The organism is Mesorhizobium sp. P5_C1, assembly GCF_054049815.1.
This window is the reverse complement of the sequence record NZ_JBFULQ010000040.1, coordinates 1-21708: the sequence shown is the minus strand read 5'-3', so window position 1 is coordinate 21708 and position 21708 is coordinate 1. Positions and strand designations below refer to the sequence as shown.

20 protein-coding genes are annotated in these 21708 nt (G+C 63.4%); 8 read left to right on the top strand and 12 right to left on the bottom strand.

Annotated features, from left to right (window positions below; genetic code table 11):
* From ACXJ7R_RS05770 to ACXJ7R_RS05755, 4 genes are all read right to left on the bottom strand, one after another.
* The coding region (locus ACXJ7R_RS05770; protein WP_457150957.1) for a diguanylate cyclase domain-containing protein at positions 1-1576 on the bottom strand (1576 nt) is incomplete at its 3' end.
* 141 nt (positions 1577-1717) lie between these two features.
* Positions 1718-5197, bottom strand: coding sequence for an indolepyruvate ferredoxin oxidoreductase family protein (locus tag ACXJ7R_RS05765; protein ID WP_457150956.1), 3480 nt, complete (start codon positions 5195-5197; stop codon positions 1718-1720).
* A 200-nt stretch (positions 5198-5397) separates the two neighbouring features.
* On the bottom strand, positions 5398-5934 hold the full coding sequence (locus tag ACXJ7R_RS05760; RefSeq protein ID WP_457150955.1) for a hypothetical protein: 537 nt from the start codon (positions 5932-5934) through the stop codon (positions 5398-5400).
* Entirely contained in the window at positions 5927-6538 is a 612-nt protein-coding gene (locus ACXJ7R_RS05755) for a CGNR zinc finger domain-containing protein (protein WP_457150954.1), read from the bottom strand. The genes ACXJ7R_RS05760 and ACXJ7R_RS05755 overlap by 8 nt, the downstream gene beginning before the upstream one ends.
* A 143-nt stretch (positions 6539-6681) precedes the next feature.
* On the opposite strand from ACXJ7R_RS05755, the gene ACXJ7R_RS05750 reads away from it, so the two are divergent.
* From ACXJ7R_RS05750 to ACXJ7R_RS05730, 5 genes are all read left to right on the top strand, one after another.
* Positions 6682-7587: a branched-chain amino acid ABC transporter permease gene (locus ACXJ7R_RS05750; RefSeq protein WP_457150953.1), complete on the top strand. Its 906-nt coding sequence runs from the start codon at positions 6682-6684 to the stop codon at positions 7585-7587.
* A gap of 187 nt (positions 7588-7774) precedes the next feature.
* A complete protein-coding gene (locus ACXJ7R_RS05745; protein ID WP_457150952.1) occupies positions 7775-8359 on the top strand; it encodes a TRAP transporter small permease subunit in 585 nt (194 codons plus the stop codon).
* The gene (locus tag ACXJ7R_RS05740; RefSeq protein ID WP_457150951.1) at positions 8356-10131 is read left to right on the top strand and encodes a TRAP transporter large permease; all 1776 of its coding nucleotides are present in this window, start codon (positions 8356-8358) and stop codon (positions 10129-10131) included. Before ACXJ7R_RS05745 ends, ACXJ7R_RS05740 begins: the two co-directional genes overlap by 4 nt.
* A 19-nt stretch (positions 10132-10150) precedes the next feature.
* Positions 10151-11179 carry a zinc-dependent alcohol dehydrogenase family protein gene (locus ACXJ7R_RS05735; protein WP_457150959.1) on the top strand — a complete coding sequence of 343 codons (1029 nt, stop codon included), beginning with the start codon at positions 10151-10153 and terminating at the stop codon, positions 11177-11179.
* Between the two features lie 278 nt (positions 11180-11457).
* A complete protein-coding gene (locus tag ACXJ7R_RS05730) occupies positions 11458-11832 on the top strand; it encodes a VOC family protein (RefSeq protein ID WP_457150950.1) in 375 nt (124 codons plus the stop codon).
* Between the two features lie 66 nt (positions 11833-11898).
* Here the strand turns inward: ACXJ7R_RS05730 and ACXJ7R_RS05725 are convergent, their stop codons facing one another.
* A complete protein-coding gene (locus tag ACXJ7R_RS05725; RefSeq protein WP_457150949.1) occupies positions 11899-13008 on the bottom strand; it encodes a TRAP transporter substrate-binding protein in 1110 nt (369 codons plus the stop codon).
* A gap of 262 nt (positions 13009-13270) precedes the next feature.
* Between ACXJ7R_RS05725 and ACXJ7R_RS05720 the strand changes: the two genes are divergently transcribed.
* Entirely contained in the window at positions 13271-14044 is a 774-nt protein-coding gene (locus ACXJ7R_RS05720; protein WP_095084310.1) for a gamma-glutamyl-gamma-aminobutyrate hydrolase family protein, read from the top strand.
* Here the strand turns inward: ACXJ7R_RS05720 and ACXJ7R_RS05715 are convergent, their stop codons facing one another.
* From ACXJ7R_RS05715 to ACXJ7R_RS05695, 5 genes are all read right to left on the bottom strand, one after another.
* Positions 14045-14446, bottom strand: coding sequence for a hypothetical protein (locus ACXJ7R_RS05715; protein WP_457150948.1), 402 nt, complete (start codon positions 14444-14446; stop codon positions 14045-14047).
* Positions 14447-14547: 101 nt separating this feature from the next.
* Entirely contained in the window at positions 14548-15546 is a 999-nt protein-coding gene (locus tag ACXJ7R_RS05710) for a 2-hydroxyacid dehydrogenase (protein ID WP_457150947.1), read from the bottom strand.
* Positions 15543-16565: a LacI family DNA-binding transcriptional regulator gene (locus ACXJ7R_RS05705; protein WP_457150958.1), complete on the bottom strand. Its 1023-nt coding sequence runs from the start codon at positions 16563-16565 to the stop codon at positions 15543-15545. Before ACXJ7R_RS05705 ends, ACXJ7R_RS05710 begins: the two co-directional genes overlap by 4 nt.
* 113 nt (positions 16566-16678) lie before the next feature.
* Positions 16679-17563 carry a DMT family transporter gene (locus ACXJ7R_RS05700; RefSeq protein ID WP_457150946.1) on the bottom strand — a complete coding sequence of 295 codons (885 nt, stop codon included), beginning with the start codon at positions 17561-17563 and terminating at the stop codon, positions 16679-16681.
* A 241-nt stretch (positions 17564-17804) separates the two neighbouring features.
* Entirely contained in the window at positions 17805-18212 is a 408-nt protein-coding gene (locus ACXJ7R_RS05695; RefSeq protein WP_457150945.1) for a DUF2000 family protein, read from the bottom strand.
* A gap of 49 nt (positions 18213-18261) precedes the next feature.
* Here ACXJ7R_RS05695 and ACXJ7R_RS05690 point away from each other — a divergent pair, with 49 nt between their 5' ends.
* Positions 18262-19134, top strand: coding sequence for an AraC family transcriptional regulator (locus tag ACXJ7R_RS05690; RefSeq protein ID WP_457150944.1), 873 nt, complete (start codon positions 18262-18264; stop codon positions 19132-19134).
* 22 nt (positions 19135-19156) lie between these two features.
* Here the strand turns inward: ACXJ7R_RS05690 and ACXJ7R_RS05685 are convergent, their stop codons facing one another.
* Together ACXJ7R_RS05685 and ACXJ7R_RS05680 are read right to left on the bottom strand one after the other, a co-directional pair.
* Entirely contained in the window at positions 19157-19627 is a 471-nt protein-coding gene (locus tag ACXJ7R_RS05685; RefSeq protein ID WP_095084311.1) for a MarR family winged helix-turn-helix transcriptional regulator, read from the bottom strand.
* A gap of 217 nt (positions 19628-19844) precedes the next feature.
* A complete protein-coding gene (locus tag ACXJ7R_RS05680; protein ID WP_457150943.1) occupies positions 19845-20576 on the bottom strand; it encodes an intradiol ring-cleavage dioxygenase in 732 nt (243 codons plus the stop codon).
* A gap of 194 nt (positions 20577-20770) precedes the next feature.
* Here ACXJ7R_RS05680 and ACXJ7R_RS05675 point away from each other — a divergent pair.
* Positions 20771-21708 (top strand): CobW family GTP-binding protein (locus tag ACXJ7R_RS05675; RefSeq protein ID WP_457150942.1); only part of this gene is annotated, 938 nt, incomplete at its 3' end.

Genomic DNA, 21708 nt, shown 5'->3' with positions numbered 1-21708 from the left:
GATAGACCACGCGCAGGACCTTGCTTTCCACGGCAGTGCGCAGATCCGCCTTCATCAGCTGACGGTTGCGGAAGGCGGCATCCATCGAGGCCTCGAACAGCCGCCAGCTGTTCTTGCCGAGCTCCTTGGCCTTGTAGAGCGCCAGGTCCGCCTTGACGATCATGGCGTCGACATCGGTATCCTTGACCCGCGACAGCACCGCGCCGCCGCTGGCCTGGATGCGCAGTCCGTGACCGGCGACGTCGACCTCTCCCTGCAGGCCGGCGAAAATCTCGTCGAGCTGGCCGGTCAGATGGCTCTCGTCCTCGACGCGGTCGAAGAAGACCATGAATTCGTCGCCGCCGAAACGGCTGACCGTGATGCCTTGCCCGGCAATGGCCGCAAGGCGCTCGGCGACGGCGTAGATCAACCCGTCGCCGATCGGGTGCCCAAGCGTGTCGTTGACGCTCTTGAAATCGTCGAGATCCAGCACTGCCAGCCCGCAGAGACGGTCGCCGTCGCCGGACGCCATGGCCTCGCCGACCAGTTCGTGGAAATAGGCGCGGTTGGGCAGGCCGGTGAGGTTGTCGTAGCGGGCCATGAAGCGGATCTTGTCTTCCGCCTCGACGCGGGCGGTGACGTCCTCGAAGGTGATGACGCCCAGCTCCTGGCTGCCCTCGCGAGCCGAGAATTCATAGTGCTGGCCGTTGGCGAGGGAAACCAGCACCTTGCGGTCGCGGCCCTCGCGCAGGGCGCGCGTCAACTGGGCCTCGATATAGCGGCAATCCTTCGGCGCTAGCATACCGCCTGCGACACCGCGCATCAACAGACCGTGGATCGACCGCCCGAGCAGCGCATCCGGCGACTTGAGCGACATCAAATGCGCGGCCTCGGCATTGGCCACCGCCACGCGGCCGTTGGGGCCGAGCATGACAAGGCCGTGCGACATGGTGTTGAGGGCGCGATCGAACCTGAGGGCGAGCTTCCTCGCTTCCTTGTGGCCAATGACGGCCGAGAAAAGCACGTTGCGGACGTGATCGGCGCTGTTGATGGTGATGAAAGTCAACGGGATGATCATCAACCCGAGAACGACCGAAGGGACATCCATGCGCAGCAAGAGTGCAAGTGCCGCCGGACCAATGAAGGTCACGGAAAAAATCCGCACCATGCGCGGAGATCCGTAGTTCCGGCCAACAACCGTGACCAGGGTAGCAATGGCCAGCGACGTCGCGGCCAGTTCGGCAAAGGGATCAGGGTACACATAGATCGAAATGAAGCATAGCGCGCCCAACCCGAGGCCCTGCAGGCTGCCCTTGAGGATGTAGTTGCGCTCCCACCGCCGCGCCTCGTCGACATTGGCTATGACACCGCCCGCCTTGCGGAAGGCGCGAATGCCGAAGTAACGGAAAAGACTGATGGACAGTAGAGTAAAAGAGAAAGCCAGGAACAACGGATTGTGCGTGCGAAAGTAGATCATGAATCCGAGGATCCAGTAGCACACGCCGCCAATCACCAGCATGTGGGCGTTGTCGAACAACGACCGCACAAACTGGATATAAACATCCGGTGGGATGTTTTCGGTCTTTGTCCTGCCCATATTGTCGGCCCAACGCTAAGCCCTGTCATGCCACGTCCGCCTTAAGAAAGGCTTAGAACAGTGGTTTCGGCTCGGTTGCCGAGGGCGCGCAGATGCAGGATCGGCTGGGAAACCAGACTTCAGGTAAACAAGGCGTATCGATCATTCGGCAGCTTGAAGTTTCGGCTGTGCCGGCGTGTTCGACAGACGTTCGAGCAGCCTTTTGCGTTCGCCGGCCGCCTTTTCGGCGCTGGCCCGGCGGACGTGGCCATAACCGCGAATGAGAGCCGGCACCGAGGCAAGGGCAATTGCCGCATCGACCACGGCCGGCGCCAGCGATCTGGCGACGAGGTCCAGATCCACCTCGTACTGCGCAAGAAGCTGCCGCTCCATGCGCCGCTCGGCCGTGTAGCCGAACAGGTCGAAGGCGGTGCCGCGCACGCCTTTCATCGCCGCCAGCAGGCGAAAACCCTTCATCATCCAGGGGCCGAAGCTCGATTTCCTCGGTGTGCCGTCATTGCCGCGGCGGCCCATGATCGGCGGGGCGAGATGGAATTCGAGTTTCTCGTAACTCTGGAACTGCTTGCCCAATTCGGCGGCAAAGGAGCCATCGGTATAGAGCCGCGCCACCTCGTACTCGTCCTTGATGGCCATCAGCTTGAACAGGTTCCTGGCGGCAGCCTCCGACACCGCGGTCGAACCGGGCACGGCCTTGGCTTCGGCGGCGCGCAGGACGGCGATCCTTTCGGCATAACGCCTGCCGTAGGCGGCATTCTGGTAGGCGGTCAGGAAAGCAACGCGGCGGGCAATGATGTCATCCAGCGTCTCGGCGATCGCAGCGGCCTGCCCGGTCTTGCCCGGCTGGGCGACGAGGCCGCGCACGAAATCCGGCTGATGGGCGGCACGGCGGCCCCAGCGGAAGGCGGCGATGTTCATCGCCACGGCTTCGCCATTGAGCTCGATCGCCTTCTCGACAGCTTCGGCCGAAAGCGGCAAGCCGCCGTGCTGGAAGGCAAAGCCGAGCATGAACATGTTGGCGCCGAGCGAATTGCCGAACAGCGCGGTGGCGGTGCGCGTGGCGTCGAAGAAATGCGCCTTGCCGTCGCCGGCGGCGGCGCGGATTGCCTTCTTCAGGCGCTCGATCGGCAACGAGAAATCGGCCGACCGGGCAAATTCGCCGGGCATGATCTCGGCGGTGTTGGCGAGAAAGATGGTGTGGCCCTCGCGCACCGCCGTCAGCACTTTCTTGGCGCCCGACACGACGAGATCGCAGCCAAGCACGAGATCGGCCTTACCGGCCGAGACGCGGATGGCATGGATGTCGTCCGGGGTGCGGGCGATGCGGACATGGGTGAACACCGAGCCGCCTTTCTGGGCAAGGCCGGCCATGTCGATCATGCCGCAGCCCTTGTCCTCGAGATGGGCCGCCATGCCGAGCACGGCACCGACGGTGACGACGCCGGTGCCGCCGACGCCATCGATGATCGCCGCCCAGCCCTGCTCGCCAAGCGGGAACTCGGCGGGCGTCGGCACGCCGTCGAGCGGGTCGGCCTTGCCGGCCGTCCCCTCGGCCTTGCGGATCTTGGCGCCGTGCACGGTGACGAAGGACGGGCAAAAGCCGTTGACGCAGGAGAAATCCTTGTTGCAGCTCGACTGGTCGATCCTGCGCTTGCGGCCGAACTCGGTCTCGACCGGCTGGATCGAAACGCAGTTCGACTGCACGCCGCAATCGCCGCAGCCTTCGCAGACCAGTTCGTTGATGAAGACCCGCTTGTCGGGATCGGGAAAGGTGCCGCGCTTGCGGCGGCGGCGCTTTTCGGCCGCACAGGTCTGGTCGTAGAGCAGCACCGACACACCTTTGACGCCGCGCAGCTCGCGCTGGACGAGATCGAGGTCGTCGCGGTGATGGATGGTGGCGCCGACCGGGAATTCGGCCTTGCCGGCATATTTGTCCGGCTCATCGGTGACGATGGCGATGCGGTCGATTCCTTCGGCGCGCACTTGCCTAGCGATCATGTCGACGGTCAGGCCGCCTTCGTGCGGCTGGCCGCCGGTCATGGCGACGGCGTCGTTGTAGAGGATCTTGTAGGTGATGTTGGCGTCGGTCGAGAGTGCGAAGCGGATCGCCAGAGTGCCGGAATGGTTATAGGTGCCGTCGCCGAGATTCTGGAAGATGTGGTCGCGCTTCGAGAACGGCGCCTGCCCGACCCATTGCGCGCCCTCGCCGCCCATCGCGGTGAAGCCGAGGGTGTTGCGGTCCATCCACAGCGCCATGAAGTGGCAACCGATGCCGGCAGCGGCGATCGAGCCGTCCGGCACCTTGGTCGAGGAATTGTGCGGGCAGCCGGAACAGAAGAACGGCGTGCGCGAGCCGATGTCGGTGGCATCCGCCAACATCGCCTGGAACTGGCGTAGCTTTGCCACCCGCGCCGAAATCTCTTCAGACGGACCGATGGTCCGCACGATCCTCTCGCCAAGCGCGATGGCGATCTCGTTGGGGTCGAGCGCGCCCTTGGCCGGAAACAGCCAGTCGCCGCGCTCGTTCTTCTTGCCGACGATGACCGGCTGCGAGGCGGTGCCGTAAAGGCTTTCACGCAGTTGCACCTCGATCAGCGAGCGCTTCTCCTCGACGACGACGATGGTGTCGAGACCGCGGGCAAAGTCGGCGATATGCTGCAGGTCGAGCGGCCAGGGGCAGCCGACCTTGAACAGCCGCACGCCAATGCGGTTGGCGGCCGCCTCGTCGATGCCGATGTCCTCCAGCGCCTGGCGGACATCGAGATAGCTCTTGCCCAGCGTGATGATGCCGAGCTTCGGGTTGCGGCCGCCCGAATAGACGATGCGGTTCAGCCCGTTGGCATGGATAAAGGCGGAGGCAGCGGCGCGCTTGTATTCATGCAGCCGCTCTTCCTGGCCGAGCATGTCGATCTCGTGGCGGATATTGAGACCGCCGGGCGGCATGTCGAAATCGGGCACGACGATGTTCAGCCGTTCGAGCGAGGCATCGACCGAAGCCGTCGATTCGATGTTGTCCTTGACGCATTTGATGGCCGCCCAAGTGCCGGCAAAGCGCGACATGGCAAAGCCGTAGAGGCCGTAATCGATGATCTCCTGGACGCCGGCCGGATTGAGGATCGGCACCATGGTGTCGACGAACAGGAATTCGGTGGCGTGCGCGTTGGTCGATGATTCGGCCATGTGGTCGTCGCCCATCAGGGCGAGCACACCGCCATGTTTGGACGAGCCGGCGAGATTGGCGTGGCGGAACACGTCACCCGAACGATCCACGCCCGGCCCCTTGCCGTACCAGACCGAAAAGACGCCATCATGGGTGCCCTCGCCCAGCAGTTCCGTCTGCTGCGATCCCCAGCAAGYGGTGGCGGCAAGCTCCTCGTTGAGGCCGGGCTGGAAGACGATATCGGCTTGGCCGAGCTGCTTCTTGGCCTTCCACAACTGCATGTCGAGGCCGCCGAGCGGCGAGCCGCGATAGCCGGAAACGAACCCCGCCGTGTTGAGGCCGGCGCGACGGTCGCGCTCGCGCTGCATCAGAAGCATGCGGATGACCGCCTGCGCACCGGACAGGAAGATGCGGTCCTTTGCGAGGTCGAACTTGTCGTCGAGCGCGACATCGTGCAGCGTCATCAGGCATTTCCTCTGCGGAGGCCGCGTGGGAGCAGGCAGCCAACGTTCGGAGTCGGATGACGCATCCTTTCTCCCCTTGCAAGGCAGGTCAAACAAAATCGAAGGTGCCAGGCAACGCGCAACGAACGGTCCGAGGCGATCTCGGATCGGGTGTGGAACCACTCTACGGACGCTGCCTAGCGCACTAAAATTTCTGCGCGTCAGATGCCATTGGAGCAATTCGGCTTCGGTTCGCCCGGCAACTTGCCGTCGGGATGGCCGACGAGATCGGGATTGGCCGTGTAGAGCTGATCGATGACCAGCGGCCGGTCGGGCAGCACCGACTGGTCCTCCGTCGACATCAAGGTGGTGTCGATCTTTTGCAGGATGGCGCCATCGGCGCCCTTGATGCTGATGGCGATCGCATAGGGTTTGTTCTTGACGACGCAGGTCAGGGCCGGGCTCTCAAGGGTCACCTTGTCGAGCTTCGGCCAGACCTTCTGCTCGACCACCAAAGGCGCGCCGCCGGCGGGATCCTGGAAGCTGGCGACAGCCACCTGGCCGTCTCCCATCGGCTGCAGTGGCCGTAGCGTGACGACATAGGTTGCCCTGGCGAGACGGTAGTTGAAGACGAATATCTTGCCGGAAATCTCGAACAGCTTGCCTTCGTCGTTGCCGGTATCGCGGCAGGCCCCGAGCGCAACGGCGGCAATCAATGCAGCGCCGACAACGATCGAGCGGGAAAGACTTCTAAGCATCCTTGACCTCATTGGCCGCCATGCGGCGGCGACGATAATGACGACTTGCCTTCTGACGGTTGCCGCATACCGCCATGTCGCACCAAAGACGGCTGGAATTGCGGCTTCTGTCGACGAACAGCCAGGTGCAGTTGGGACAGATCCTCAGCCTTGCGACGGTGTCGTCGCGCAGCAGCGACAGGGCGGAAACCGCCAGCGCCGCCTCGAAGGCGATCGGCGTCACCGGGTCCCCGAACGGCCTTCCCGGCGCCCCGATTTCGGTCCGGCTGCCAGCCAGCCCCTCGGCGCAGGCGCTCAGGAACCCGGGAAGATCGGCGGTGGCAACCGCGCCTTTCGACACCGCGCCACGAAACAGCCGGTCAGTCGCCTCGCGGATCGACAGCACGACGGGCGCGATTGCCACGGGCGACGATACGGCCAGTTGCCGGTCGCCCAGCTCTGCGGCGCGAAAGGCGCTCGCCGCGTCGGCAAAGCGGGCGATCTCGGCCGGATCATCGAAGCGGTCGAACGTTTTCTCCAGATCGCCGCGCAGCACCACGGTGTTCGCCGTGTCGAGCGCAAGCAGGCCGCCGGTGAAGCGGTGCGGGGTCCAGGATACCGTCATGCCTGAAATCTAACCGATAAATCGCATTTGACAAGTTAGATTCCGCGATGCAAACCTTCGCAGGGATGCGGCCCCCCGCAGCCTTTTTGAACATGTCGTCGTCAAAACCGTTGCTTCGGGACGGCATGATCCGAGGGTTTTGCATGCTCTATTTCTTCCAGCAGGTGCTGAACGGGCTGCATTCGGGGGCGCTCTACGCGCTGCTCGCCTTCGGCTACGTGCTGACCAACGGTATCCTGCACCGCACCAATCTTGCTTATGGCGCGCTGTTCGCGTTTTGCGGCCAGACGATGATCCTCACCGCGGCTTTCGGCTATCAGGTGCTGTGGCTGACGCTGCTGGCTGCGGTGACACTCGGCGTCGCCGCGGCTTTCCTCTATTCCGCGCTGGTCAGCTACGTGCTGTCGCGCAGCGTCTTCGAACCGTTGGCCGACCGCTCGCCCAATGCGATCGTGGTGACGACGCTCGGCATCCTGCTTTTGTTGTCGGAGGCGAGCCGTATCGCCGCCGACACGCATGATCTGTGGCTGCCGCCRATGCTGGCGCAGCCCGTCGTTTTCGCGCAGGACGCAACCTTCAAGGCAACGCTGACGCTCATCCAGCTCATCGACTGCGCGGTGGTGCTGGCGGCAATCGTGCTGGCTGCGTGGGCTTTTGCCCGCTCGAGCTTCGGCCGGCGCTGGCGCGCCGTCTCCGACGACCCCAAGGCGGCCGCCATGTGCGGTGTCGACGTGCGCGCGGTGTTCCGGCATGCGGTGCTGTTCGGCGGTTTCTGCGCTGCACTGGCCGGCGTCATGGCCGGCCTCTATTACGGCAACGTCAGCTTCGGGTCAGGCCTGGTCTACGGCTTGAAGATCCTGTTCGTGACCGCGGTCGGCGGCTATCTCTCGCCGCCGCGCGCAGCGCTCGGCGCGGCCGCCTTCGGCATGGCCGAATCGCTGTGGGCCGGCTATTTCCCGGTCGAATGGCGCGACGCCTGGATGTATCTGTTCCTGGTCGCCATCCTGGTGCTGATCGGTGCCGGCCGCGACACCGCCAAAATCGCCTGAAACCATCAGACTTTGGTTGCATGACGCCGGGGCAGACGGCCAGTATCCGGACCTGCCCGCCGATGCGATGACCTTTGCTGCCTCCATCCTTGTTGACCCGTCAATCCACGCGCGGCATACCGTTGGACCACACGGCGTGACGGACCTGAGGGGGAAGCCGGAACGCCTCCGGCACAGGGAGGAATGCATGGCAGGGCTTCTCGCTCTATCCAGGACCATTGATCGCGCTAACGAATTCATCGGCAAATGGGTGTCGTGGCTGATCCTGCTGGCGATCCTGGTTAGCGCCGCCAACGCCATCATCCGCAAGATCTTCGACATATCCTCGAACGCCTGGCTGGAGCTGCAGTGGTATCTGTTCGGCGCAGCCTTCATGCTGGCTGCCGCCTATACGCTGAAGCAGAACGAACATATCCGCATCGACATCGTCTACGGCATGTTTTCGCGCCGCGTGCAGCACTGGATCGACCTGCTCGGCCACATCCTCTTCCTGATGCCGTTCGTGACGCTGATGGTGATCTATTTCGTTCCCTACGTGTCGCTGTCGTTTCGCAGCGGCGAGATGTCCAACAACTCCGGCGGACTGATCATCTGGCCGGCCAAGGCCATCCTGCTGGTCGGCTTTTTCCTGCTCGCTCTGCAGGGCATCTCCGAGATCATCAAGAAGATCGCCATCATGCGCGGCGATATGGACGACCCCAATCCGTTCATRTCGGCACATGAGCAGGCCGAACTCGAAGCCAAGGCGCTGGCCGAAGAGGTGCGTTCATGATGGAGTTGATCGCCCAGAACATGGCGCCGATCATGTTCGCCTCGCTGATCATCTTCCTGCTGATCGGCTACCCCGTCGCGTTTTCGCTGGCCGCCAACGGCTTGATGTTCTTCTTCATCGGCGTGCTTCTCTCGCCCTATTCCGGTGGATCGATCAATCTCGCCTGGCCGCTTCTGCACGCCCTGCCGGATAATTTCTACGGCAGCCGGGTGATGTCGAACGACACGCTGCTTGCCATTCCGTTCTTCACCTTCATGGGCATCGTGCTCGAGCGATCGGGCATGGCCGAAGACCTGCTCGACACGATCGGCCAGCTGTTCGGACCGATCCGCGGCGGCCTTGCCTATGCGGTGATCTTCGTCGGCGCGCTGCTGGCAGCAACCACCGGTGTGGTGGCGGCATCCGTCATCGCCATGGGCCTGATCTCGCTGCCGATCATGCTGCGCTACGGCTATGACCGCCGGCTGGCATCCGGTGTCATCGCCGCATCCGGCACGCTCGCCCAGATCATCCCGCCGTCGCTGGTGCTGATCGTGCTGGCCGACCAGCTCGGCCGCTCGGTCGGCGACATGTATGCGGGCGCGCTGATCCCGGGCCTGGTGCTGACCGGCCTTTACGCGCTCTACATCCTGATCATGTCGATCGTCCGGCCGGCATCGGTGCCGGCGCTGCCGCTGGAGGCCCGCACGCTCGGCCACGGCGTTCTGTCGCTGCTGGCGGCATTGCTGGTCACGTTGGCGGTTTCCTACGCGGCGTATCGCTATCTCGCGCCGGCGCATGGCGACAATGCCGACATTCTCGGCGCCACCGCCGGCGTGCTCTTCATCTACGTCGTGGCAATTGCCGACAAACGCCTGAACTTCAACATGATGTCCAGGCTGGCGCAGCAGGTGATCATCGTGCTGATCCCGCCATTGGCGCTGATCTTCCTGGTGCTCGGCACCATCTTCCTCGGCATCGCCACCCCAACGGAGGGCGGCGCCATGGGTTCTGTCGGCGCCTTGATCATGGCGGCGGCAAAGGGGCGGCTGTCGCTGGACGTGGTCAAGCAGGCCTTGACCTCGACGACGCGGCTGTCGTCCTTCGTCCTGTTCATCCTGATCGGCGCGCGGGTGTTCTCGCTCACCTTCTACGGCGTCAACGGCCACATCTGGGTCGAGCACCTGCTGACCTCGCTGCCGGGTGGCGAAGTCGGCTTCCTGATCGGCGTCAACATGCTGGTCTTCTTCCTGGCGTTCTTCCTCGACTTCTTCGAACTCGCCTTCATCATCGTGCCACTGCTGGCGCCGGCCGCAGACAAGCTCGGCATCGACCTGATCTGGTTCGGCGTGCTTCTGGGCGTCAACATGCAGACCAGCTTCATGCACCCGCCCTTCGGCTTCGCGCTGTTCTACCTGCGCTCGGTCGCTGCGCGCGTGCCCTATCTCGACCGCATCACCGGCAAACAGATCGCACCGGTCACCACCGGGCAGATCTATTGCGGCGCGGTGCCCTTCGTCTGCATCCAGGTGATCATGATCGGGCTGACCATCGCCTTCCCGCAGATGGTGATGCATTACAAGGGCACGGTGGTCGATCCCGGCACGATCGACTACAAGGTGCCGGAAGTCCCCGGCCTGTCGCCGCTTGGCACACCGCCGGCCGACGGCGGCTCGGCGCCGGTCGCTCCTGCCGCCCCTGATCTGTCGCAACCACCGAGTTTCGGCGACACGCCGCCGGCCAAACCGGCGGCACCCCAGCCGGACCTGTCGCAACCGCCAAGCTTCAACTGAACCCGGCATGGCCACGATCATGAAAGCGGTTCGGCTGGAAGCGGTGGGCAGCATCGCGCTGCGCGAGGTCGACAAGCCCAGCATCGGGCCTGATGAGCTTCTGGTGCGCGTTGAAGCCTGCGGCGTCTGCGGCACGGACCGGCATCTGTTCCACGGCGAATTCCCGTGCACGCCACCGGTGACGCCCGGGCATGAATTCTCCGGCATCGTCGAGGCGCTCGGAGAATCCGTCTCCGGCTTTGCCGTGGGCGACCGCGTCACCGGCGACCCCAACATCGCCTGCGGGCGTTGCGCGCACTGTCATGCAGGGCGGGTCAACCTCTGCAGCAACCTGCGTGCCATCGGCATTCATCGCGATGGCGGCTTTGCCGAATACCTTGCCTTGCCGCAGAAGCAAGCCTTCATCCTGCCTGCCGACCTGAAGCCGACGCATGGTGCCTTCTGCGAACCGCTCGGCTGTTGCCTGCATGGCGTGGATCTGGCCGAAATCAGGCCAGGCAGCTCGGTGGCCGTGCTTGGCGGCGGCGTGATCGGCCTGCTCACGGTGCAGCTGGCGCGCTTGGCCGGGGCCACGACCATCATCTTGTCGACCAGGCAGGCCTCGCGGCGCGGCCTTGCCGAAGATCTCGGGGCCACGGCGACGGTCGATCCGACCGCCGCCGATGTCATCAATGCCGTCGCCGGACCAACGGGCCTGGCGCCAGGCGGTGTCGACGTCGTCTTCGAATGCGCGGGCGTGCGGGAGACCGTCGAGCAGTCGATGCGGCTGGCCCGCGCCGGCGGCAAGGTCGTCATCGTCGGCGTGACGCCGCAAGGCATGAAAGCGGAATTCGAGCCTTTCGACCTGCTGTTCCGGGAATTGAAAGTGCTCGGCTCCTTCCTCAATCCCTACACGCATCGCCGCGCCGCCGAACTCATTGCATCGGGCGCAATCGAGATCGACCGGCTGATCTCCAGGCAAGTGGCGCTCGAAGACGCGGCAGCGGTGATCGCCAATCCGCCGGCCCCCGGCGAGGTCAAGGTGCTGGTGGTGCCGCGCGCGGGCTGAGCGGCTGCGGCTTGGCCGTGCGCGCTTGCCGGCAACCCATCGATCGGTTATTGGGTGCGCGCCGAAAAAGACATGACCGGTTCGGTAGTCCGGTCTCTTCCGTTGTTGAACGGAGGCCCGTTCACCGCATGATTTGCGGGAGAACCCACGGCCGGCAAGCGAGGCCAAAGCCCGCGAGCCGGTTGGGTCATGTCCGGATTTCCTGATGCCACGGCCCGCCGGTTCACAGTCTGCAGCCACGCCTGTCCGCGCTTCAATCAACGACAGGACAAAGGACCATGAAACTGAACCATGCCAATCTCATTGCCACCGAAGTCGCGGCTCTTGCCGGCTTCTTCACCAGCCATTTCGGCTTCGAGCTTGTCGCTATGCGCGGCAAGGATGCCTTCGCGGTTCTACGCGGCACCGACGGTTTTTCCCTCAACCTGATGACACCAGGCAAGGGACGGGCAGCCAGCTATCCCGATGGTTTTCACGTCGGCTTCTTCGTCGGCAAACCGGACATTGTGCACGCAAAGCAGGCCGAGCTTGCCGATGCGGGCCTCGCGCCTGGCGAAGTCCAGGAGCTGACGCGAGGCGGCGTCAATTCGACCACCTTCTACTGCCTTGCGCCAGGCGGAATACTGATCGAGGTGAGTTCCTCGCCAGCCTGAAAAGAAAGACCCCGGGCGAACAGGCCCGGGGTCCTTGAATGAATACATTGGAGTGGTTTACAGGGGCTAAAGCTTGCCGTTGCGCTGCTGGACCATCATGAAGGTGTCGTAATTGTATTCGGCCACCTGCGCCCAAAGATAGTGCTCCTTGCGGAAGCCCTTGATCGATTCCCAGATCTTCTTGAACGGCGCATTGGAGGCTTCCATTTCGGCATAGACCTCGTTGGCCTTTTCGAAGCAGGCGGACATGATCTCCTGGCTGAATGGGCGCAGCTTCGCACCACCGGCGACAAGCCGCTTCACCGCTGCCGGGTTCAGATAATCGTACTTCTGCAGCATGTTGGCATCGGTAGCCTGGGCGGCGGTGCGCAGCAGTGACTTGTAAGCCGGCGAAAGCTCGTCGTATTTCGCCTTGTTGAACATCAGGTGGACGGTCGGACCGCCTTCCCACCAGCCGGGGTAGTAGTAGTAGGGCGCCACCTTGTAGAAGCCGAGCTTCTCGTCGTCATACGGGCCGACCCATTCGGCGGCGTCGATGGTGCCTTTTTCCAGCGCCGGATAGATGTCGCCGCCGGCGATCTGCTGCGGCACGACGCCGAGCTTCTGCACCACCTTGCCGGCAAAGCCGCCGATGCGCATCTTGAGGCCGGACAGGTCGGCAACCGTGTTGATCTCCTTGCGGAACCAGCCACCCATCTGCACGCCGGTGTTGCCGCCCGGCAGGCCGAAAAGGCCCTGCGTGGCGAGAAACTCGTTGAACAGGTCGATGCCGCCGCCATGGTAGTGCCAGGCGTTCATGCCGCGCGCGTTGAGCGAAAAGGGAACCGCCGCACCGAGCGCCCATGTCGGGTCCTTGCCCCAGTAATAATATGCCACCGTGTGGCAGGCCTCGACCGTGCCGGCCGTGGTGGCGTCGGCGGCCTGCAGGCCGGGCACGAGCTCGCCGGCGGCAAAGACCTGGACCTGGAAGTTGCCATCGGTGGCTTCCGACAGCATTTTGGAGAACACCTCGGCGCCGCCATAGATGGTGTCGAGCGACTTCGGGAAGGACGACGCAAGCCGCCACGTCACCTTGGGATTGGACTGGGCTATTGCCGGCGCCGCGAGCGTGGCCGCCGCCGCCGCAGCACCGACGCCAGTAACACCAGCCTTGCGAATGAATGAACGACGATCCATGAAGTTCCTCCCTTTTGGACCAGACAGACCGACGTTCGGAAAATCCTCGCTTCCGTGTCGGTTGGCGCGAAACAATACACAGGCAAGAGGTCGAGTCCAGCGCGGCGGCCCGATTTGACGGCGAAGCCCAGCCGCCTTGCAACTATAGTCTAACAGGCTGTTTCGTGGCCCATGCGACACGTGAAACTTGTCATGGAAAAATGGCGGCGGATCGCCTATTTTGGAGGCAGGACATCCTTTGCAGATGGAAAACAGAGCCAAAATGCATCAGCCGCTCGTCGCCATATCGACCGACGTACGTCAGTTCGACAACTACACCTGGCATGCCGCCCCGCAGCAATATCTGGAGGCGGCGATTGCCGGTGCCGGCGTGTTTCCGGTGCTGGTGCCATCGTTCGGCGACAGGCTCGACTTCGACGAACTTCTCTCGTCGGTCGACGGGGTCATGGTCACCGGGTCGAAATCCAATGTGCACCCCTCGCTCTATGGCGGCGACGCCAGCGAGGCCAATGGCCCCTACGACCCGGCGCGCGACGCCACCACGCTCCCGCTGATTCGCAGGGCGATAGAGCGCGGCGTACCGCTGCTCGCCATCTGCCGCGGTATCCAGGAAATGAACGTGGCGCTCGGCGGCACGCTGGGCACCGAAATCCAGGAGCGCGAGGGTTCGTTCGACCACCGCGCGCCGGTGAGCGACAATCAGGATGAGCGCTTCGCCATCCATCAGACCATTTCGATCAAGCCGGGCAGCTGCCTGGCCGGCGTGTTCGGCGCCGGAGACATCAAGGTCAATTCGTTGCACCGCCAGGCGATCGACCGGCTGGGCTCGAAACTGCAGATCGAGGCGGTCGCCGGCGACGGCACGGTCGAGGCGGTTTCGGTGCGCGACTCCCGCGCCTTCGCCGTCGGCGTGCAATGGCATCCGGAATATTGGGTCAACTCGGACAGCAACTCGGTCAAGATTTTCCGTGCCTTCGGCGATGCCGTGCGGCTGCACGCCGTGGCGAAAGCCGGTGCGCGCGCCGCAGCGGAATAATCAGTCCCTAAAATCACCTGTCGCCGCCAGCGACAGCAATGGTGCGGCCGGCGCATAGGATTCGTAGCCGTCACCGTCAGCAACCGCGAAGGTGACGATCGGATCGACGCCATTGGCGCTGAAGGCGACCGTGCCGTCCTGTTCCTGGCGCCAGAACTTTGCCCGCTCGATGCCGGGCAAGAGCCGGCGGCAGTTCAGCCCCATCGTCAACAGCGACAGGTCATCCGAAACCGACGCACCGCGCGTGACCGCGCAGTTGCCTTGGTCGCCATTGGCCACCAGCCTGTAGCTATTGGATGGTGCGACCGCATCGGCGGCACTTTCACCGCCGCCGTCGTGAAGCAGATGAAAGCTCCCAAACAGCGCGGCGGTAGCTGTCACGAGGGAAAGCGTTTTTATCATTCTTCATCCTCGAACACGGACAGGATGAAGAATGATTTCAGATGGTTAAGCGGACGTTAATAAGTGTGGCAACCTGCCGCCTGTCCGGACGGAAAGGCGCTTCACGCTTTTCCTGGAATAGCTTTGGCCTTCACATTCACAGTCTCCGGCACCGGCGTCAGCGGCCGCCGTTCGGTGAACCAGGAGACCAGATTGTCGACGCACAGATCCGCCATTGCGCGCCGTGTATGGTCCGAGGCCGAGCCGACATGCGGCAACAGCGAGGTGTTCGGTGCGTGGAGCAGCGCCTTGGGCACGTTCGGCTCGTCGGCAAAGACATCGAGCCCTGCGGCGGCGATGGTGCCATTGGCGAGCGCTGCCGCCAGCGCTGTCTCGTCGACCGTGCTGCCGCGGCCGATGTTGACGAAGACGCCGTTGGCGCCGAGCGCCGACAGGATTTCGGCATTGACCGCCTTCTCCGTCGAGGCGCCGCCGGGCGCCACCGAAATCAGCGTGTCGACCGCTTCGGCGAGGCCCTTCAATGTCGGGTGGTACTGGTAGCTCAAGCCTTCGACCCGGCGCCGATTGTGATAGGCGACCGACAGGCCAAAAGCTTCCAGCCGCCGGGCAACCGCTTGGCCGATGCGGCCCATGCCGAAAATACCGACCTTGCGGCCACGCAAGGTCAGCCGGCTCAGCGGATAGTTGCCCTTGCGCAGCCAGCTGCCGTCACGCAGCCAGGTCTCGGCGCGCGGCAGGTCGCGGATGGTGTTGATCAGCAGCCCGATGGTGGTGTCGGCAACCTCTTCGGTCAACACGTCGGGCGTGTTGGTGACCATGATGTTTTTGGCGGCCGCATATCCGACATCAACCGAATCATAGCCGACGCCGAAGGAGGCGATGAGTTCGAGATTGGGCAATGCATCCATAATCGCCGCATTGATGCCGGCGAACGAGGCAATGCCACGCACGTTGCTGCGCATCTCGTCGGTGACCAGCGCCGGATCGGCTCGTTCGATCTTGACTCGCTTGAAGGTGCTGTCGATGCGCTTGATGGCATGATCGTTGAAATCGCCCGGCACCAGAATGGCGACGGTCTGCAATTGCTCGGCCTTGGTCATGCACGCTCCACCGGCTTGCCGGTCGACTGGCGCACATGCAGTTCCGGCTTGATCAGTTCCTGCGACGGCCGCACCGTCTGCCCGTTCAACTTGTCCAGCAGCGCGCTGGCGGCGCGGCGTCCAACCTCGCGCTGGCCGTTCCAGACGGTGGTCAGCGCAGGCGTCGCAATTGCCGCCTCTTCGAGATCGTCATAGCCGGTGACCGAGATGTCGACGCCCGGCACCAGGCCGGCACGCGCGATGCCGTTCATCAGGCCGATGGCGACAAGGTCGTTCCAGCAGCAGGCGGCCGTCGGCTTGTCCTTCAGCGCTAGGAACTGCCCGGCGGCCTCGAAGCCGGCTTGCTTGGTGCGTGGGCCGGCGATGCGCCAGGACGGCCTGACCTCAAGCCCGGCCGCCTCCATGGCGTTGACATAGCCCTGGTAGCGATCGCGGCCGGTCGAGGTCTGGTCGGTGCCGCCGATCATGGCGATGCGCTTGTGGCCGAGCGAGATCAGATGGTTGGTGGCGAGCCCGGTGCCATAGGCATCGTCGCCGCGAAAGACCGGCACATCGGCACCCTCGACCGTGCGTGCGATCAGCACCGCCGGCAGGCCGTTCTCCTCGGCCATCAGGATGTCGGAAGCCGGCGTGCCGATGGCCGGCGACATGATGACGCCGTCGGCGCCCAGCTGCAGCAGCGTATCGATGAAGGTGCGCTGCTTCTCGAGCTGGTCATAATGGTTGGACAGGATGAAGGTCTGGCGGCTGCGGTCGAGTTCGCTTTCGATCGAGCGCAGGATCTCGGCGAAGAACGGATTCATGATGTCGTGGACGACGACCCCGACAATGCCCGAACGCGAGGTGCGCAGGCTGGCGGCGCGCCGGTTATAGATATAGCCGATGGTGCGGGCATGTTCCTTGATGCGGTCGCGGGTGGTGCCGGCGACCAGCGGACTGTCGCGCAGCGCCAGTGACACCGTGGCCGTGGAGACGCCGAGCGCATCCGCGATCGTCGAAAGCTTGATTTTCTGTGCCAGCGACCTGTGCTCCCCGACCGGCTTCAGTCCCTATGCATGTCGTTGTCCCGAAACCGGTTCCCACATGCATTAAACAGTTTAAAGGCGGCGTTATGCCATCGATCGGCAGTAAATCAAAGTTTTTTTGCCAACGCCTCCGCTTCGACATCGGAGGCCGCGCGGCTCTGCAGCCGAAGCCGATGCTCGCGATGAACGATGTAGAGGCCGCTGGCGACGATGATCGCGGCGCCGACCAATGTCCAACGGTCGGGAAACTGCTTGAAGACGATCCAGCCGGAAATGATCATCCACACCATCTGCGAATAGGGATAGGGCGCCAATGCGGTGGTCGTCGCAAGCCGGTAGGCCTGGACCAGCAGCCAGTGGCCGACGCCGCCGAACACGCCAAGCATGAGCAGGACGAACCAGTGCCAGCCATCATGCGGCAGGGAAAACGAAAACGGCAGCAGGGGCAAAAGTAGCACCGCCGGCGCCAGTGCCGAAAACAGGATCAGGCTTTCCGACGTCTCCCTCGCCGACATGCGGCGCGTCATGATGACGTAAAAGCAGTTCGACAGCATCGAGCCGAGCGCGAAGAGATGTCCGATGCCGAAAACGCCGACGCCTGGCCGGGTGATGATCAGAACCCCGGCGAAAGCGGTCAGGATCGCCAGCCAGCGCCGCCAGCCGGCCCATTCGCCAAGCAGCGGGCCGGCAAGTGCGGTGATCACCATCGGCCCGAAGAAATAGATCGAGGTGGTTTCGGCCAGTTGCAGGGAGCGTAGCGCCAGGATGTTGAACATGGTCGAGCCGAACAGGAACAGACCGCGCAGGACATGGGCCGGCAGGTTGACCGGGCGAAACCGTACCGGTTGGCGCCAGCCGCGCAAAAGCGTGCCGACCAGCACCACATGCACGGCAAATCGCACCCAGGCGACGATCAGTACGGATACGCCGGCCAGGACGAGATATTTGCTGCTGGTGTCGAGGAAGGTGAAGAAGATGTAGGTGGAAAGCATGCAGAGGATCGCCACCGGGGGCGTTGCGCTTTCTGGATGTCTTTGGGAAGCACTCACTTGCAGGCCGGATGGGAAGCTGGGCTGGAGCCCACCTTTGCGGGAAATGCCGCTTGCCGGCAAGCCAATTGTCGGCTGCCACCACGCCAAAGCCGGCTGGCACAACAACAGCGCCCGGCAGGCTTAGTCTTTTGGAGCGAAGGTGCGTCGAAACCCCCGATCAGGCCGGCATATTCAGCGCACCCTAGTCGTGCATCCGGGCGCCCTTGGTGATCTTGTCGACCACCTTCTTCTCGGCGCGAAGCGCGATACCGACCACCTTTGCGTCTTCAGGTGCGAATTCGGCAAAGACTGCACGGTTGGCCGCGTCGTGGCCGGTCGCGAACATCTCCTCGACATAGAGCGAGGTTGTCACGCCACGCTCCAGCGTGCGCCGGTTGATTGCGGCCAGCGTTGCCTGGTCGGCGGACAGCACGATGACCGGCTGGATCGACAGCGGATTGTAGAGATTGCCGGCGCGGTCGCGGTAGGGTTCGCCGATGATGTCCGGGAATTGGGCGACGATGCCGCTGGTCAGGAAGGCGGTGACGTTGAGTTTCTGCCAGACCGGCAGATCCTGCCGGAGCACGATTGCAAATTTCGTATCGAACATGAGACATTGACCATTCGAGCTGTGCCCCGATACGAGGCTGAAGGAGAAGATGTCGCACGATCTAAACAGCCAGGCCTTCGAGGGTCTTGGACGTTTGTGCGTTGACGCGGCGGAGAACCGCATCATCTCCGCCTCCGACCCTGCCGGCATGGAGCGGATCGAGGCGCGGTTCCATGGCAGCGCCTTCGACCTGCATCGCCACGACACCTATGCGATCGGGGTGACGCTGCACGGCGTACAGCGGTTTCGCTACCTCGGCGCGACGCGCCACAGCCTGCCTGGCCAGATCATCGTGCTGCATCCCGACGAATTGCATGACGGTGGTGCCGGCACCGAGGACGGATTGCGCTACAGGATGCTCTACCTGGAACCGTCGTTGATGCTCGACTGCCTTGGCGGCGCGTCTTTGCCCTTTGTCAGGGACGGCGTGCTGACGGACGATAGCTTCTGCACGACGCTGCTTTCGGCGCTGGGGCCGCTGGAGGAGGAACTCGACGAGCTGTTCGTTGCCGACTTCCTCACCCAGTTGATGCAAAGCCTGACCCGGCATGCCGGCCAGCCGGCGAAGCCGATTGCCAGGACGGCGTGGCGGGCGGCTGCGCTGGCCCGCGACTATCTCACGGAGAATTTCGGCCGCCCCGTCTGCTCGGGCGAACTGGAGGCGATCACTGGGCTCGACCGCTATGCCTTGTCACGGCATTTCCGGGCCGCCTTCTGCACCAGCCCGCATCGCTTCCTGGTGATGCGCCGGCTTCAGAGCGCGCGGCGGATGATTGCCGCCGGCGAGCCCTTGGCGCAGATCGCCATCGAGGCCGGCTTTAGCGACCAAAGCCATTTCATCAGGCAATTCAAGAAGGCGTATGGCATGACGCCGGGACGCTGGTCGTCGCTGATCCAAGGCACTGCAACGGAGGCGGCTTGATTGTTGCGCCGGGACCAGGCGATCAGTCGTCCGTCTCGGCGTCGTCGTCGATCAACACCAATTCCTCATTCGAGAGGTTGGCCTCGATACGGGCAAGCAGCTTGAACAGTGCCTTCTGGTCCTTCTTGTCGAGGCCCTTCAGCGCCTGCTTTTCGGTCTTCTTCACCGATTTCTCGATAGCGTGGATGATGTCGCGGCCCGTGTCGGTGAGGAAAATATGGGCCTGGCGAGCATCGGCCGAGGAGGCGCGCTTTTCCAGAAAGCCCTGCGCCTGCAGGCGGTTGATGGTTTTGGTGATGGTTGGCGGGCGCACGCCGAGGCGTCCGGCGAGATTACCCGGCGTCTGGCCGTCTTCACGGTCGAGCGCCAGCATGATCTGGTCCTGGCCGGCATAGAAGCCGTGTGCCAGAAGCCGCGCCGCAAGCGCGGTTCTTGCCAGCCTTGCTGCCGAATGCAGCCGGCTCATTGTTGCAGTCTTGTCCGCCTTGGCCATGGTCATCCCTCTTCGGCCGTACCGGTGCGGTCAGCATAGACTCAGCCGGCCGGTTGGCAATCGACTATCAAAAAGATTCCGGCGCTCCAAACAGCTTTGCCGGCAAGCATTGCGGTGTCCGCGGTGGCTAATGCCAGATGTTTATTTCAGTTAGATGACAAACGACTTTTCGCGAGCGGAGTTTTCGCCGCGGACCAGATGCGTGAGGGAATGTCGCTCAGCCGGGCTTCACTGCCACGATCATCAGTGCTTGATAGGCATCCTCCACCTCGTGCAGTGCGGCCCGCGACAGCGGTCCGGCCTGCCTGGCGATGCCGTCGCCGGCGTTCGAGGTGTCACGCTTGCCGGGCCTGTCGTTGTATGGCGCGACAGTGGTGAAGATCTGGTCGCTGACGCTGTCGGGGAAGAACAACTGCCCGGTCATCACCGAATTCTCATCAGGGAAGACCTTGAAATGGATATGGGTGGTGCGGCCGTGATACCAGCCGGGATAGATGGTGGCGAAGGAAACGATGCCGCTTGCATCGGTCTTCTGCCAGCCACGCAGGAACGTCTGGCCCGACGTGTCGACATCACGGCCGTCACCTTGTCCCGGGTAGCCCGAATAGGCACCTTGCGCATCGCAATGCCAGATGTCGACGCGGGCGCCGGCAAGCGGGCGGCAGGTCGCGTCGACAACCTGCAGCCTTACAGTGAGGGCAACGCCCTTTTTGCCTTCAGTGACATCGGCACGTTCGAGTTTCGGGTCGAAATAGAACGGCCCTTCGGTCACCTCGGGCGTGATGGCACAAACGCCGGCGCCGGATTGGAACAGGGTCAGCCCGGCATAGGACGAAGACTGGGCGGCGATTGCCGCGGCCGGCAGGAAGGCACCACCTCCGGCAGTCACCGCGATCAAGCCGAGCGCCTTGCGCCGGCTCAATGAGATGGAGAATGGCTTTCCGGACATATCGTGCCTCTCGAATTGGCCCCCGTCTCCTGATCTAGGCTGTGACGGCGGCTCCCGCCAATGAAAATTCGGCAATGCCGGCAAGCCGGTTTGGCCCATCGGTTTGCCTCGTGCAAAAGCCCGGCACACGTCCTATATGGAGCCGACAATCCCTTTTCGAGGCCTTTCAAGGCCCAGATTTTTCGAGGCAAGTCATGAGCGACGCACAGACGCAGATCCCCGTAACCGTTCTCACCGGCTATCTCGGCGCCGGCAAGACGACGCTGCTCAACCGCATCCTGTCGGAAAACCACGGCAAGCGCTACGCCGTCATCGTCAACGAGTTCGGCGAAATCGGCATCGACAACGAACTGATCGTCGAATCCGACGAGGAAATCTACGAGATGAACAATGGCTGCGTCTGCTGCACGGTGCGCGGCGACCTGATCCGCGTCGTCGAAGGCCTGATGCGCCGGCCCGGCCGTTTCGACGCCATCGTGGTCGAGACCACCGGCCTCGCCGATCCGGTGCCGGTGGCGCAGACCTTCTTCATGGACGACGATGTGCGCTCCAAGACCAGGCTCGACGCGGTGGTGGCGCTGGTCGATGCCAAGCATCTGCCGCTGCGGCTCAAGGATTCCAGGGAAGCCGAGGACCAGATCGCCTTCGCCGACGTCGTCGTGCTCAACAAGACCGACCTCGTCACCCCCGAAGAACTCGCCAAGGTCGAAGCGACGATCCGTGCCATCAATCCGGCGGCGAAGATCCATCGCACGACGCGCGCCGGCGTCGCCTTGACGGAAGTGCTTGACCGCGGCGCCTTCGACCTTTCAAGGGCGCTGGAAAACGATCCGCATTTCCTCGAGGCGCATGACGATCACGACCACGACCACGACCACGACCACGACCATCATGATCATGACCATAATGGGCATGACCACCACCATCACGCGCATCCTTCCGACATCCATGACGTGACGGTGCAGTCGGTGTCGCTGCGCGGCGGCGAGATGGACCCGAAAAAGTTCTTCCCGTGGATCGAGAAGATCACCCAGATGGAAGGCCCCAACATCCTGCGCCTGAAGGGCATCATCGCGCTCAAGGGCGATGACGAGCGCTATGTCATCCAGGGCGTGCACATGATCATCGAGGG